Annotated in this window: 13 protein-coding genes and 2 tRNA genes; 2 read left to right on the top strand and 13 right to left on the bottom strand. The window is 47.5% G+C overall.

The window, feature by feature from the left end; translation table 11 throughout:
• Positions 1-2: 2 nt before the first annotated feature.
• The 11 genes from rnmV to trpS form a co-directional block, all read right to left on the bottom strand.
• On the bottom strand, positions 3-560 hold the full coding sequence (gene rnmV, locus FC96_RS11485; protein ID WP_056943103.1) for a ribonuclease M5: 558 nt from the start codon (positions 558-560) through the stop codon (positions 3-5).
• On the bottom strand, positions 557-1,336 hold the full coding sequence (locus FC96_RS11480; RefSeq protein ID WP_056943102.1) for a TatD family hydrolase: 780 nt from the start codon (positions 1,334-1,336) through the stop codon (positions 557-559). The genes rnmV and FC96_RS11480 overlap by 4 nt, the downstream gene beginning before the upstream one ends.
• Before the next feature lie 65 nt (positions 1,337-1,401).
• Positions 1,402-3,453: a methionine--tRNA ligase gene (gene metG / locus FC96_RS11475; RefSeq protein ID WP_056943101.1), complete on the bottom strand. Its 2,052-nt coding sequence runs from the start codon at positions 3,451-3,453 to the stop codon at positions 1,402-1,404.
• 104 nt (positions 3,454-3,557) lie between these two features.
• Positions 3,558-4,403, bottom strand: a complete 846-nt coding sequence (locus FC96_RS11470; RefSeq protein ID WP_056943100.1) for a DUF72 domain-containing protein — start codon at positions 4,401-4,403, stop codon at positions 3,558-3,560.
• 9 nt (positions 4,404-4,412) lie between these two features.
• A complete protein-coding gene (locus FC96_RS11465; protein WP_056943099.1) occupies positions 4,413-4,742 on the bottom strand; it encodes a hypothetical protein in 330 nt (109 codons plus the stop codon).
• Between the two features lie 8 nt (positions 4,743-4,750).
• Positions 4,751-5,332, bottom strand: coding sequence for a TMEM175 family protein (locus FC96_RS11460; RefSeq protein ID WP_056943098.1), 582 nt, complete (start codon positions 5,330-5,332; stop codon positions 4,751-4,753).
• The gene (locus FC96_RS11455) at positions 5,314-6,045 is read right to left on the bottom strand and encodes an NAD-dependent protein deacylase (protein ID WP_056943097.1); all 732 of its coding nucleotides are present in this window, start codon (positions 6,043-6,045) and stop codon (positions 5,314-5,316) included. Before FC96_RS11455 ends, FC96_RS11460 begins: the two co-directional genes overlap by 19 nt.
• A 126-nt stretch (positions 6,046-6,171) precedes the next feature.
• The gene (locus FC96_RS11450; protein ID WP_420835114.1) at positions 6,172-7,155 is read right to left on the bottom strand and encodes an IpaB/EvcA family protein; all 984 of its coding nucleotides are present in this window, start codon (positions 7,153-7,155) and stop codon (positions 6,172-6,174) included.
• Positions 7,156-7,159: 4 nt separating this feature from the next.
• Positions 7,160-8,431, bottom strand: coding sequence for a hydroxymethylglutaryl-CoA reductase, degradative (locus FC96_RS11445; protein ID WP_056943096.1), 1,272 nt, complete (start codon positions 8,429-8,431; stop codon positions 7,160-7,162).
• Between the two features lie 11 nt (positions 8,432-8,442).
• Positions 8,443-9,366 (bottom strand): Ppx/GppA family phosphatase, encoded by a 924-nt coding sequence (locus tag FC96_RS11440; protein WP_056943095.1) that lies wholly within the window; start codon positions 9,364-9,366, stop codon positions 8,443-8,445.
• 19 nt (positions 9,367-9,385) lie between these two features.
• Positions 9,386-10,402, bottom strand: coding sequence for a tryptophan--tRNA ligase (gene trpS, locus FC96_RS11435; protein WP_056943094.1), 1,017 nt, complete (start codon positions 10,400-10,402; stop codon positions 9,386-9,388).
• A 326-nt stretch (positions 10,403-10,728) separates the two neighbouring features.
• Here trpS and helD point away from each other — a divergent pair, with 326 nt between their 5' ends.
• Both helD and FC96_RS11425 read left to right on the top strand, forming a co-directional pair.
• On the top strand, positions 10,729-13,038 hold the full coding sequence (gene helD, locus FC96_RS11430; RefSeq protein ID WP_056943093.1) for an RNA polymerase recycling motor HelD: 2,310 nt from the start codon (positions 10,729-10,731) through the stop codon (positions 13,036-13,038).
• A gap of 108 nt (positions 13,039-13,146) precedes the next feature.
• Positions 13,147-13,716 carry an NUDIX hydrolase gene (locus FC96_RS11425; protein WP_056943092.1) on the top strand — a complete coding sequence of 190 codons (570 nt, stop codon included), beginning with the start codon at positions 13,147-13,149 and terminating at the stop codon, positions 13,714-13,716.
• 30 nt (positions 13,717-13,746) lie between these two features.
• Here FC96_RS11425 and FC96_RS11420 read toward each other — a convergent pair.
• Together FC96_RS11420 and FC96_RS11415 are read right to left on the bottom strand one after the other, a co-directional pair.
• Positions 13,747-13,831 (bottom strand) — tRNA-Leu (locus FC96_RS11420).
• A gap of 106 nt (positions 13,832-13,937) precedes the next feature.
• Positions 13,938-14,010 (bottom strand) — tRNA-Thr (locus tag FC96_RS11415).
• Between the last annotated feature and the right edge of the window lie 76 nt (positions 14,011-14,086).

The following is a 14,086-nucleotide window of genomic DNA, read 5'->3' as shown; positions in this document are numbered from 1 at the left end:
GTTTAACCTCTCTCGTCAATTTTGGCAACGGCAGCTTGAAAATCGGCACGACTAATTTGAAACATTTTTAATCGTCGTTTTAACTGCTTGCCGTTCACATAACCAATGTGTAGTAACTCTCCGAGTGCTTCTCGGCGAGCTTTAGCAGCGGCCCCTCCCACAAGACCAGCGGCAATCAAGTCCGCTTGGGAGATCACCTCAGGCTGGTCGGTGGCTTCTGTATAAACGTGGCTTAGCGCCGCTATAATTGCCTCGGGACTGGCATGTTCAACACCCAAGGAACCACCAGCTTTGCTTGGCACGCCATCTGCTTTCTCTAAAAACGCATGCTTAGCATTCGGAACGGCTTCAGCCACAATTTTGCGAATTTTTTCACCCGAAAAATCGGGGTCTGTAAAAATAATGATCCCCCGCTTTTCGGCGACCTCTTCAATAAGTGCCAGCGTGTCTTCCGGGACGGCAGACCCACGAGTTTCAATGGTATCTGCGTTAACCGCCTTAGCAATTTGTTTCGTATCGTCTTTTCCTTCAACGACGATAACTTCTTTAATGGTTTTCATTCAGGCTCCTCAATGTTATAGAACAAGTGCGCATTGTGCCAGGTTGCCGCCGCAATTTCTTCGGCACTGGTTTCCCGTAACTTAGCAATGGCAGCCACCGTGTAGCGGGTGAAGCCCGGTTCATTTTGTTCGCCTCGGTGGGGCTCTGGTGTTAGGTAAGGCGCGTCGGTTTCCACCATCATTTTATCTAATGGGGTCGCGCGGACGGCATCGTGAACCTCATGGGCGTTCTTAAAACTGGCGACACCGCTATAGGAAATCATCATCCCAAGGTCTAAAAACTTAGCTAACCACTCTGGGTCACCGTTAAAACTGTGCATAACGCCGCCAACCGACTGAATCCCGGCATTCTTTAAAATGGTATAGGTATCCTCAAAAGCATCTCGATTATGCACGAGAATTGGTTTCCCCGCAGCTTTAGCAACCTCTATCTGCCGCTCAAACACCCGTCGCTGAACATCTTTTGGGGATGAATCCCAGTGATAATCCAGTCCAATTTCACCAAGTGCCACCACGCGATCGTCTTGTAATTGTTGTACCAAAACGCGCTCAGTTTCGTCGTTGTAAAATTTCGCATCTTCTGGGTGCCAGCCGACCGCCGCGTACAATTCGGGATACTGATGCGCTAATGCAACTGCTTGAGCATTCATCTCAGTATTTGACCCCACGATGGTCATTTCAACGACGTCCAGCTCGCGCGCCTGTTTTATAAACTTGGGAACATCGTTAATAAATTCGGAACTGTTCAAATGAGTATGTGAATCGTAAATTTTCATCATGACCTCCAACTCGTTTAAAAGAGCCCCTGCTACCATTCAATAGCGCCGGGGCTCAGGTGATTTTATTCGACTAACGAACCGTTTTGAATCTCACTTGGAACCGTAATTAGCGTCACTTTACCCGATGCATCCTCGGATGATAGTAACATTCCTTGGCTCACTTGTCCCTTCATTTTTCGGGGTTTCAAGTTGGCCACAATAATGACTTTTTGACCTAACAGATCCTTTGGTTCTGGGTAATATTCGGCAATTCCTGATAAGATCTGACGATCATCATCATCACCGGCATCCAACCGGAATTGCAAGAGTTTGTCGGCCCCAGCAACCTTTTGAACGTCGACAACTTCCGCAACCTTCAACTCAATCTTTTCAAAAGCATCAAACCGAATCTCATTTTTCGTCAGATTAAGCGGTGTCTCTTCCGGATTCCAAATCCCTGATGTCGCTTGTTTCTTGGCTTCTTCCATAGCGGCTCGGCCCTTTTTCTTGTCAGAAGTCGTCATTTGGTCAGCAATAAATTGAACTTCTTCGGCTTGATCACGACGTGGAAAAATTGGCGTCCCTTTTTCGACAACTTGACTATTGGCCGGTAATTCATCGATTCGCAGGTCAAGTAGGTTAATCGTTTCGTCAAATGAAAGCCCAAGTTGGCTTAAAATAGCCTTTGGCGCATGCGTCATGACCGGACTAAGTAAGTAGGCAATCACTCGCAAACTGGCTGCCAGGTGGACCATGACAGCAGCTAATTGATCTGCATCCGTATCGTTTTCGCCCTTTGCGAGAACCCACGGCTGCGTTTCGTCAATGTACTTGTTCGTCCGGGAGATTAACTTCCAGACCTCGGCCAAAGCGTCAGCAAAATGCAGGTCGTCCATGAAGTTGTGGTAGTTCTTAATCGTCGTCTCCGCCACTGCTTCGAGGTCCGCATCAAACGCCGTCACGTTACTTACAAAGGCTGGTATTTGACCACCCTCGTACTTGTTGATCATCGCAACCGTCCGGTTCAATAAGTTTCCTAAATCATTTGCCAAATCATAGTTTAACCGATCAACAAAGTCCTCAGGCGTAAAGGTTCCATCGTTACCGTAAGGCATCGCCCGCATGAGGTAGTACCGAACCGAATCCAATCCGTAACGGTCGACTAGTGTCTCGGGATAAATGACATTTCCCTTCGACTTCGACATTTTTCCGTCTTTCATTAACAACCAACCGTGACCGAAGACCTGCTTGGGAAGTGGCAACCCAAGGGCATGTAAAATGATTGGCCAGTAAATCGTATGGAACCGAACGATTTCTTTCCCCACCATCTGAACATCAGCTGGCCAGTACTTTTGCATCAATGACTCGTCGTCGCTCATATACCCAAGAGCCGTAATATAGTTGCTCAGGGCATCGATCCAAACGTAAACGACGTGCTCTGGGTCCGATTTTACTGGCACCCCCCACTTAAATGTGGTCCGTGAAACCGCTAAGTCTTCCAACCCCGGCTTGATAAAGTTATTAATCATCTCGTTCATCCGCGCAGCAGGTTGAATAAAGTCTGGATGGGCATGGTAGTAATCTAACAACCAATCAGCGTACTTGCTCATCTTAAAGAAGTACGACTTTTCCTTCACCAGTTCAACTTCGTGGCCACTTGGGGCTTTCCCGCCCGTGACGTTGCCGTCATCATCACGGAAAACTTCAGCCAATTGGGTCTCGGTAAAGTATTCTTCATCATCAACTGAATACCAACCTTCGTACTCGCCAAGGTAAATGTCGCCTTGATCGAGTAACTTTTGAAAGATCTTTTGAACGGCCGCTTCGTGAGCATCGTCCGTCGTCCGAATAAACTTATCGTTAGAAATTTCAAGCGTTTGCCACAGCTGCTTAATACCAGCGGCCATTTTATCAACGTAAGCTTGTGGTTCGATCCCGAGAGCGTCCGCTTTTTCTTCAATTTTCAAGCCGTGCTCGTCAGTTCCCGTTAAAAAGAAAACATCATAGCCGGTCTCGCGTTTGTACCGCGCCACCGTATCGCATGCAATGGTGGTGTACGAGTTTCCAATATGCAATTTCCCAGATGGGTAGTAAATTGGTGTCGTGATGTAATAGGTTGGTTTTTCTGTTGCCATGAAACATTGGCCCCTTTCACAAATGAGTGATTTTTAAAATTTTTATGTGTAAAGTCTAAATCAGTATAGCATAAATTCATCCGCTACCGCGCTTTTCTTCGGCGTTAAAACAGGTTTAGCTGCTGTGGACCAAGGCCATCCCAAGTCACGCCCAACAAGTCTCGAAGTGCCAGTGCATTAGGTGCCGCATCGCCACCGGAGTTGTTATTGAAAATCACGCAGACTTCCTTTGCATTATCGGCTAACGTTCTGACCTGGGTGGCTAACTCCTGCAACTCCGCTTCGTTGTACCGATACAACGTCCGCTTTTTTCGCCAGTCCGGTCCCTGATTGAACCACCCGTCCTCGTTTCGACCGTGAAGTCGAACAATCGCCAGCTGCGGAGTTGTAACTTGGGGGACGAACGGCAACCCGTCATTTAACCGGTGGGGCTCATCCACAATCACGTGGGTCATTTTCAGCCCTTTAAGGTAGGCCATCACCGATTCTATAACCGTATCAGCATACCAACTGGGGTGCCGAAATTCCACCGCAATTGGCAGTTTAGGCAGTTGCTGACGAATTTGTAACAGCCAGTCAATATTTTCCGTCGTCCGTCGAAAGAACGGTGGAAATTGAAACAAAATAGCCTTCAATTGATGGGCCGACACAAGCGGCTCAATCATCTGCCGGTAGGCCACAAAAGCGGCCTGACGCGCTGCATCATCCTTTTCATCATGGCCTAAATCGTGCTTAGTCATCAACTGATTCGCCTTAATCACAAATTGAAAATTGTTAGGCACCTCACGCTGCCACTTAATCACCATTTGAGAATCACGAATTCCGTAAAACGGCGTATCAACTTCAACCACTGGCAAGACGGCGGCATAATCACTCAGCGTCGTCTGGGCCTTTGTCCCGCCCACAAGAGCCGGATGTTCGCGCCACGTTGTTAACCCAATCGTAATCATTTTGCCACCTCACTTATAACGTTTAAAACGATCAATCAACTCCTGTAACTCACCGTTGCTGAAGTCACTAGCGGCGGCCATCAAGGCACGTCCCTGTTTAAAGTCACCTCGTTGAATAAACGTGAGGGTTAGGTCAATCAATCCTAAAAAAATGACAACCATCATCGCGTTATCTTGCGATAAAGTTCGCCCAAAAAGGGTCACAAACCCACCACTCACTAAAAAGAGCTTCACAAAGCTATACATCATTAAAAAATCAGCGATAGCTTGTAACCCAATCATCAACTGTAAATGGCGAATTAACTTTTTAAACGCAATAATCAGCTCATCTTCAGACATAACTTCTCCTAATGGTTGTTCAGGAATTGATCAATCCGCCGTTCCGGCAAGATCCACGGCAGTAAATTAATAAACGCAAAGATGGCGATCATGAGTGGCCAGAAAAGACCAAGCACGAGGCCCACCACGTTAGCCAGCATCGAAAACCACGGTTTGTAATACCGCTGGCCCAAGACTGCCGAGACTGCGGCATCCTCTGGATGCGCAGCAATAATTGTTCGAATGAGTAAATAAAAGCTCAGGTTAACGAATAAAAAGTCGATGCCCATCACAAACTCTGGCGCAAAGGCCATGACATGGTTTCCCGCCCAAGCACTCGAAAACGGAATTAAACTAATCGTTAACAAGAAAAAATTGTTGGCCCATAAAACGGGACCCTGGATCTTTTCGGTAATTTGAAACAGATGGTGATGATTATTCCAGTAAACCGCAATGGCCAAGAAGCTGAGCAAATACATGACTAACTTATCACGAAGTGGCCACAGCGCTGCAAAAGTAGCGCCTTCTGGCTCTGGAATCTCCAATACTAAAATCGTGATGATAATGGCCATTACCCCATCGGTAAAAGCTTCTAGACGTCCTTTTTCCATGTATTATCCCCCGATGACACCTTTAAGTCGCGGTAGAAGTCTGCCGCATCGGCTTGAATCATTTCCGGTTCAAAGGTGAAATTCAATTTTTCCTGATTGATGACGATCACGGTGGCCTGTGGGTTTCGGTAATCCAGCAAGCCCGCAAACGGATACACTCGCATCGACGTTCCCGTAATCACCACCAAATCGGCCTGACTCATTGCGTTTACGGCATGAGCCACATTAGCCTCATTAAGCCCCTCCTCGTAGAGCACAACGTCCGGTCGTAGCCGGCCGCCGCAACCCACGTGAGTCGGACTTTTTAGATAATCGCGCCAGTCGACCTCACGACCGCATTTTTGGCAATAAACCCGGTAAAGCGATCCGTGAAATTCAATCAAGTGGGTTGCGCCCGCTTTCCGGTACAATCCGTCGATATTTTGCGTAATAATCGTGGCCCGATTAAGCCGGGTCAACGTAGCTTGCTTCTCGTGAATCACGTTGGGCAATGCTTCTGGCTTATACAAATTATCAACAACATAGTGATAAAAAACGTCAGGTTCCTTAACCAGCGCTGTATGACTCAGGTAATATTCGGCATTTTTGTGTGTTGTATACAATCCTTGTTTGGACCGATAATCCGGAATTCCCGATGGGGTCGACACGCCGGCCCCCGTTAAAAAGACAATGTGCTTGGCGTTATCAAACTGAGATTGAACCCTTTCATCCATAAAACTCGTCTCCTTTTTCACGACCGCGACATTAATCAATTTTCCAAACCTGCGCAAAGTTTCCGACCATCCGTCTTAAGTTCCACTTACTCTGGGCACCCAGTAGCGCTCAGTTGTCTAAGTAAACTATCCGTTTTGGTTTGCACTGCCATCCCGCAATATATACGGCATTTCCAATTGGTGGAACAGCTCCTCAACACTCAAACTATAAATCGCCTTAAAGAAGTCTGGCGTATCATCCTTTGGCGCCGGCGCCGCAATGACAAATGAATTTTGACCATCCGCCCGGTTAATCCCGACATAGGCCCGCCGTTTAGTCGCCGGGTCAATCATCTCCGAATGGAAGAGTTCAAAAATTTGGCGTACCTCCAGCCGTAATTGGCGTTTTGACAAAACGCTTGTAATCGTTGTGAACTCTTGGTTATGAAGCGGAGGTAACTGCCAGGCTTCAAGTTGGTTGTCAAACCCTTTAAATAACTTAACAATGCTTCGCCGCATGGTAAACGGCGAACTAACGGGCTTTTCCATTAGCATCGTGTACAGCTTGCTAGCGGCAGCGAAGGCTTTTGGATAATCTGCTTGCAGTTGATCAACGGCTTGCTGATTGCCCGTACCATAAAAAATCAAGGCATCCAAAACGGTCATTAATCGCAGCGTCATCCGATCGTCACCGGCTTCTGGTTCGGGATCGATAGTGGCTTGGACCCCTTTTAGATACATCGCTTCAACTTCGGGAGTAATCAATCCATGCCGCCGTTGTTCACTCACAACGACTTGGTGGGCCACAATGTCGTAGAGTTCAGTTCCCATCATCATCAACTGCTGGTTCAATTCATCGTTACCGCTTGATAACGCAAAGTATGCTTGTGGAAAGCCCCGCAGTGTCATCAATAGATGAAGAAGCTCGTGAGAAGCCGTATAGTTGGGCGCGCTTAAGTCGCTAATTTGAACGGTGATTTGCTTCTTATCTTGTACCGTTTGAGCTTGATCATGCCGCACATAGCCACTTTGTAAGTCGCCAATAAACTGGACTTCAACCTTGCCATCAAACAGGTCGTCAACCGCGTTAATGAGTGACTGGACGCTGTCATTTAATTCAATATTTTGCATCGTATTAGTCATCCTTTTCCATTCGAAATTCTTGTAGCGCTCGTTTAGCCGCTGCTTCACTCGGATCTTTTTTTCCGGTTAAAGATGTCGTGACGGCACTGATCTCAGCAGGAGTTTCTGCGCCCACTGACATGGCCAGAGACCGTAGTTGCATCTTCATATGTCCCTGCTGGATTCCCGTTGTGACAAGGGCTTTAAGGGCCGCTAAATTTTGAACGAGGCCGACCGCGACAACAATGGCCATTAACTGCGACACATCGCTAATTTGAGCCATTCGTTGATTGACCTGTGCTACCGGTAAAACTCGCGTCGCACCGCCCGCTGTTCCAACAGGAAGTGGCAACGTCAACGTGCCAACTAACTGATCATCAGTAACTTGCCATTGGCTCAGCCCGCGGTACTGCCCGTTAGTCACAGCATAAGCGTGAGCGGCACTCTCAATTGCCCGCCAGTCGTTACCCATTGCTAGGACAACCGCGTCCACCCCATTCATGATGCCCTTATTGTGGGTCACAGCCCGATATGGGTCAAGTTGCGCAACTTGGCTAGCTGCGCTAATCCGGTCAGCAACCGTTTTGCCAGCCATTTGCGACGTTGCCAAGTGGTTAACTGGAATCGAAACGGTCGCCGTCGCCAAACTTTGGTCCGCTGCGTTCGATAAAATACTAAAGAGCGTGTTGGGATGTAACTGACTCTGAACAACCCCTGCCACTGCTTCAAGCATCGTATTCATCATGTTGGCCCCCATCGCAGCCTGCACATCCACGAATAAGTCGATGGAAACAAATCCATCACCCAGATTCCGGACCCGCAAGCGGCGTGGCCCCCCACCCCGTGCTATCAGTGACGGGTGGGCCGCAGCCGCAACATCAAGTAGCTGTTGTCGATGCAGTGCTACCCAATCATCAACAGACGCAAAAACACTAACATTTTGCAACACAATTTGGCCCATCAGAAGTCGCGATTCGACGGTGGCCGTGACACCACCCGCATCACTAGCCAGCTTTGCCCCGTTACTTGCAGCCGCAATAACGGAAGGTTCTTCAGTGACCATCGGCACAACGACGGTTCGACCATTGAGAGTTAAATTCACGGCCACCCCTTCTGGCAACTGATAAGCCGTCACGTAATTTTCAATTAGGGCTTTAGCGTCCCCCGTCTCAGCCCGGTATTTTAAAAGTTGCAACTCTGTCTCGTCCAAGTGGGCCGCGTCAGCAATTATCGCCCGACGCTGGTCTTCAGAACGTTGGTAGAAATGTGAAAATTTGTTATCCATAATTATCCTCATCAATCAGACTGGTGGAGGTATGCGTTAATTAGCCCCTCACGCACACCACTTTCCGAAAAAATCACCCGGTCAGTGTCTAACATTTGTAATAGTAACACGAGAGGTAAGATCCCCCCGACAATGATGTCTGCCCGATCGGGTTCTAACCCCGAAATCAAACGTCGATCATGTAAGTTCTTTCGTAATAGGTCGCCATATAGATTAAAGACAGCATTAGTTGTTAACTGGTAGCCGTGAATTTGTTCCACGTGCAAAATCTGCTGACGTCGCCGGCTCATCCTGGCAAGCGACCGGTTCGCACCGCCCAACAGCACAAAGGGTTTATTAAAGGCTTCTTTTAGCCACCAAATATCCATGAGGCGGCGGCGCAAGAAGACCTGGGCCTCAAATAAATCGGCTGCCGAAACGTCGTCGTTTAAATGGAATTGTTCTGATAAATTAACCGCTCCAAACGGGATACTGATCAAGTTATTTTCTTGCCCCGCCCGAATATCGACCAACTCCATACTGGCACCGCCGATGTCCAACATCAGCGCTTCTTCAACGTGAAGCCGGTTGACCACCCCCAGGTAGTCGTAATAGGCTTCTTCATCGCCAGACAACACTTCAAATGCCAAACCGGCTTCTTGTTTCGCTCGCGCCAAAAAGATGTCTTGGTTCACTGCTTGCCGAACAGCAGCCGTTGTAATGGCCTTAACGGTTAAGTTGGGCAGTGCTTCATAGTGCTGTCGAAACGCCTTTAATGCTGTTAACGTTCGTTTGATGGCCGGTTCTTGCAGCCGTTTTTCGTCGCCCATTCCCTCTGACAACCGGGTATCTTCTTTAAAGCGGGCGATTTCCTGATAAGTCCCGTTATCTCGAATTTCATTAATCACCATTCTAACCGAGTTTGAACCGAGGTCCACAATCACCAAATTTTGCATGAAACCGGCCACCTTTCAGTTATCCGAAGTAGTTCACGCCAACGGCATCGCGCACTTCTTTAAGTGTTTGGTTGGCCACTTCATTCGCCTTTTCGCTCCCGTTTTGCAAGATCTTGTAAACGCCTGCCATATCCTCCGCATAGTGCTCACGTCGCTCGCGAATTGGGGTCAAAACGGCTTGTAACACGTCGTTAAGATAGCGTTTAATTTTGACGTCGCCAAGTCCGCCATGCTCGTATTCTGCTTTCAATTCTGCAACTTTCGCCTTATCGTCATCAAAAATATCAAGATAAGTGAAAACCGTGTTCCCCTCAACGTGGCCTGGATCTTCCACATGAACGTGGGTTGGGTCCGTGTACATTGACATGACTTTCTTTTGAATAGTGTCCGCATCATCTGCTAGGTAAATGGCATTGCCTAGGGATTTACTCATCTTGGCATTGCCGTCTAATCCAGGAATTCTGCCCAGCCCTTCCTCAGGGAAGTATCCCTCAGGTTCAACCAGTACATCACCGTAGATATTATTGAAGCTGCGAACGATTTCACGGGTTTGTTCAAGCATTGGTTCCTGATCTTCACCAACTGGCACGGTCGTGGCCTTGAACGCTGTAATGTCAGCTGCTTGACTAACTGGGTAGGTAAAGAAGCCAGCTGGGACACTCTGACCAAATTTCTTTTGCTTGATTTCACTCTTAACCGTTGGGTTTCGTTCCAACCGAGAAACGGTGACAAGGTTCAAGTAAAACATCGTCAGCTCGCTCAAAGCCGGAATCTGAGACTGAACCAAAATAGTGGACTTTGCTGGGTCAATACCGACTGCTAGGTAATCTAACGCCACCTGCGTTAAACTGTGCCGGATTTTTTCTGGATCACGAGCATTATCCGTCAGCGCTTGGAGGTCAGCGATCATAATGTAAGCCTCGTAATCACCTGAGTTTTGAAGTTTCACCCGGTTTTGCAACGAACCAACAAAGTGGCCGATGTGTAATTGACCAGTTGGTCGGTCACCCGTTAAAATAATTTTTTTGTTTGTCATTGTTTTTCCATCCTTTCAAAAAACGTCCTATTGCGTAATGCAATAGGACGTCAACCGCGGTACCACCTAATTGTGACAAAGTCACCACTCATATTGCCGATAAGGGGGCCCCCGGAATTCTTTTTTGCCAGCTCCAAACAAGCAACCATGATTGGTTTCAGCAAGTCCAATCTCTCTGCGGCGGCGCTTAACGCACTAGCGAATTATTAGTTTTATGATTGCTTACATTTTAAAGGTTTTCGCGGCTGCTGTCAAAAATCACCGGAATTGACTTTCGCGGCATTTGCCACTAGAATTGTTAAGCATTAAAAACGGAGGTGGGTCGAATGGCCACAGAAGAATACAAGCTCGAACAAGACCGCGTGAACTGGGTGGTCTCGCAAATCAAAGCTAAGATCCAATCAGTCTCGGCCGAATACGACAAGGCCCACGCTGAAATGAAACTGGTCCAGCAAAACTATAGTGCCAACACATCAGTAAACTACATTGAAGTTGATGACCGAATCGAAACGTCAGCTGAGCTTCAACAACAACGGGCACTTGCATCACGGTTAATTGAAAATGAATCCATCATTAAAAGCCAACTTGAAACTTACGAAACGTTACAACAGTCCCCATACTTTGGTCGCATTGATATTTCAGATCCTGGAGAAGCCGAGACGGAACAACTTTATATTGGAACCGCCTCGTTAACAGATAACGATGAAAACTTCCTCGTATATGATTGGCGCGCGCCTATTTCTTCTATTTATTATAATGGCACGCTAGGAGAAGTCAGCTATGAAACGCCGGCTGGTCAGCAAACAACTGAACTGAAAAAGAAACGGCAATTTTTGATTCAAAATGGCCACATTGAAAGTATGTTTGATACCAACGAAACGGTTGGCGATGAAATGCTCCAACACGTGTTGGGCCAACAAAACGACGAAACGATGCAAAACATCGTCGCAACCATCCAACGCGAACAAAACGATATCATTCGTGATACCAGAAGTGACCTCCTTGTTGTCCAAGGTGTGGCCGGTTCCGGAAAAACCTCAGCCATTCTGCAACGGATTGCGTTTCTTCTCTACCACAGCCGAAAGGAGCTGGAAGCGGACCAGATTGTCCTTTTTTCACCAAATAAACTTTTTAGCCACTATATCTCAGATGTTCTGCCCAGTTTAGGAGAACGCAATATGCGCCAAGTGACTCTGGCCGAATTTCTAAGCCAGCGGCTCCAGGGCTTGAACGTTGAGACCCTGTTTGATCGATATGAGCAATCCGTTGATTTATCAGCCGAGCAACAAGCCGTCCGCGATTTTCAGGAATCCGCCACCTATATGGCCGCAATTAATGACTACTGCCAACAGTTAAAGCCGGCAGATTTTCAGTTCAATGCCATTTTATTTGACGGCCGGGTCTTCTTCAGTCGAGAGGAGATTGAAGCCATCTATCAAAAGCTACCCGATGTTCACCCTGCTGAGCGATTCTTACGAACCAAAAACGTGCTGATTAAGCGGCTCAAACGGCGGATTGCATCAGAAGCTAAAGCCAAATGGGTCAGTGATACAATTGACCAGCTATCTGACGAAGCTTATCATGACCTACTCGGTGGCAAACGACGACATGATTTCCAACAGCTTGATGACGAGGTCGCCTTTATCGCGCGCAAAATCGTAACTCGCCGATTGCGAACCGTTTATGACGCGATTTACAACAACTATTTTTTGGATCCCTACCGACAATACAGTGCCTTTATGGCGCAGCTCAAACTACCGGCGAGCGTGTCGTCCTCAACTTTTGCTGAACGACGCCAGGCGTTTAATGACGCCATCGAATTTCACAACTGTCCGTTAGTCGATGCTGCCCCGTTGCTTTACCTCCGAGATCTCTTAACCGGGGGCGGGCAGAACTTCGCAATGAAACACCTCTTTGTAGACGAAATGCAAGACTATTCCATTGCCCAGCTTCAATACCTTCACCAGGCGTTCCCAAAAGCCCACATGACGTTTTTAGGTGATAGTCAACAGGCCCTTTTTCGGAGTGTCCAGCGGCCTGAAGATCTCCTAAATGAGCTTAAAGCTGCCTTTAACGTTCACCGACCTAGATTGCTTAAGCTCAATCGATCTTACCGGTCAACGTATCCCATTACAACCTTTGCTAAGGCCCTTTTACCAGACGGCAACGATATCGAAGCCTTTAACCGGGATGGGGACGTGCCTAAAATTCTGATTAGTGCTGACGAAGCCGCCGCCATTAAGTCCATCAACCGGGAGCTGACGCGTGCGACAGCGACTCAGGGAACGGCAGCAATCCTGACCAAAGATTTAGATCAAGCCCATGATGTTTACCAAAAACTGCGCCACCTTAGACAAGATGTGACACTGCTAACAGACACTGACCGGTCGCTACCTAAGGGTGTCTTGGTTCTGCCAGTTTACCTTGCCAAAGGATTAGAGTTCGATACGGTGATTTGCTGGAACGTATCAGAAACTAATTTTAACGATGATCGATTGCTTGGCACCCTCTACACGATGGCTTCAAGAGCCATGCACGACCTGGTCATTGTGAGCATCGGCGCCGCCTCACCACTAATTACTAAACGCGAACTACCCGTTGGAAGCCTGCAAATCGAGCATGAACTATCTAATTAAATCACAGCATTCTCACAACAGATTGGTTTCGGCCAGTCTGTTTTTTTGCTTTTAAAACGTGCTAGAATGAAACCATCTTCACAATATTAGCAAATTGGAGGCTGGCGAATGTTTAAGCACTTATCACAGTCCGGAGAAGTTCACAGTCGAAAAACCGTGTATCAGGGCCGGGTCTTCGCAGTTCAAAAACTCACCATCACGACACCAGATGGTTTGGCAGTTGAACGGGATTTAATTAAAACTGGCCCCACCGTCACCATCTTGGCCATTTCTGACCAAGGACGAGTGGTGATAACTAGTGAGTACCGGGTTGGGGTTAACCATAATTCAGTATCGCTTCCAGCCGGATTAGTTAACCCAGCAGAAACCCTCGAGCATGCTGCAATCCGGGAATTACATGAGGAAACGGGATATGAAGCTACCCGAGCCACGTTGATGACAACCATTACAAGCTCTGAAGGCTTTATGGATCAAACGGCCGCTTTAATGTTGCTGCATTTTGACGAAAGAAAGCGGCAAGCTCCCCACTTTGATACCGATGAGTTTGTGACAGCTGAATTAGTCCCCTATGAAACGGTGATTGACTGGGTTAAAACTGGTCGAATCAATACTGCCCAAGCGTTGAGTGCACTTGGCTACTATGAGTTATTTCTAAAGCAAAAGGGTCACCAGAAATGATAACTTCTGGTGACCCTTTTCGGTTTTTGATACCGGAGGTGGGGTTCGAACCCACACGTCCTCAACGGACACTGGATTTTGAGTCCAGCGCGTCTGCCAGTTCCGCCACTCCGGCATAACTTAAATCAATATTTAATATCATATCGTAAATTCACCATTTCCACAACTACTTTTTGTAGTTCAAGCAAAATTCAGACATTTTTTAGTGATTGACCGACAAAAGCCGTTGATCGGATTTGAACCGATGACCTCTTCCTTACCATGGAAGTGCTCTACCTTCTGAGCTACAGCGGCATTTTGAAATTAAAAAAAGCCTCCGATTTTCATCGAAGACTTATCTCGCGTGGCAACGTCCTACCCTCGCAGGGGG

Source organism: Secundilactobacillus kimchicus JCM 15530 (genome assembly GCF_001433995.1).
Taxonomy (GTDB): Bacteria; Bacillota; Bacilli; order Lactobacillales; family Lactobacillaceae; genus Secundilactobacillus; species Secundilactobacillus kimchicus.
This window is presented reverse-complemented; position numbering and strand designations above follow the sequence as displayed.

Excerpts from the sequence above, each read along its gene's own strand:
- rnmV (WP_056943103.1), bottom strand. The coding sequence starts at position 560 with ATGAAAACCATTAAAGAAGTTATCGTCGTTGAAGGAAAAGACGATACG.
- FC96_RS11480 (WP_056943102.1), bottom strand. The coding sequence starts at position 1,336 with ATGAAAATTTACGATTCACATACTCATTTGAACAGTTCCGAATTTATT.
- metG (WP_056943101.1), bottom strand. The coding sequence starts at position 3,453 with ATGGCAACAGAAAAACCAACCTATTACATCACGACACCAATTTACTAC.
- FC96_RS11470 (WP_056943100.1), bottom strand. The coding sequence starts at position 4,403 with ATGATTACGATTGGGTTAACAACGTGGCGCGAACATCCGGCTCTTGTG.
- FC96_RS11465 (WP_056943099.1), bottom strand. The coding sequence starts at position 4,742 with ATGTCTGAAGATGAGCTGATTATTGCGTTTAAAAAGTTAATTCGCCAT.
- FC96_RS11460 (WP_056943098.1), bottom strand. The coding sequence starts at position 5,332 with ATGGAAAAAGGACGTCTAGAAGCTTTTACCGATGGGGTAATGGCCATT.
- FC96_RS11455 (WP_056943097.1), bottom strand. The coding sequence starts at position 6,045 with ATGGATGAAAGGGTTCAATCTCAGTTTGATAACGCCAAGCACATTGTC.
- FC96_RS11450 (WP_420835114.1), bottom strand. The coding sequence starts at position 7,155 with ATGCAAAATATTGAATTAAATGACAGCGTCCAGTCACTCATTAACGCG.
- FC96_RS11445 (WP_056943096.1), bottom strand. The coding sequence starts at position 8,431 with ATGGATAACAAATTTTCACATTTCTACCAACGTTCTGAAGACCAGCGT.
- FC96_RS11440 (WP_056943095.1), bottom strand. The coding sequence starts at position 9,366 with ATGCAAAATTTGGTGATTGTGGACCTCGGTTCAAACTCGGTTAGAATG.
- trpS (WP_056943094.1), bottom strand. The coding sequence starts at position 10,402 with ATGACAAACAAAAAAATTATTTTAACGGGTGACCGACCAACTGGTCAA.
- helD (WP_056943093.1), top strand. The coding sequence starts at position 10,729 with ATGGCCACAGAAGAATACAAGCTCGAACAAGACCGCGTGAACTGGGTG.
- FC96_RS11425 (WP_056943092.1), top strand. The coding sequence starts at position 13,147 with ATGTTTAAGCACTTATCACAGTCCGGAGAAGTTCACAGTCGAAAAACC.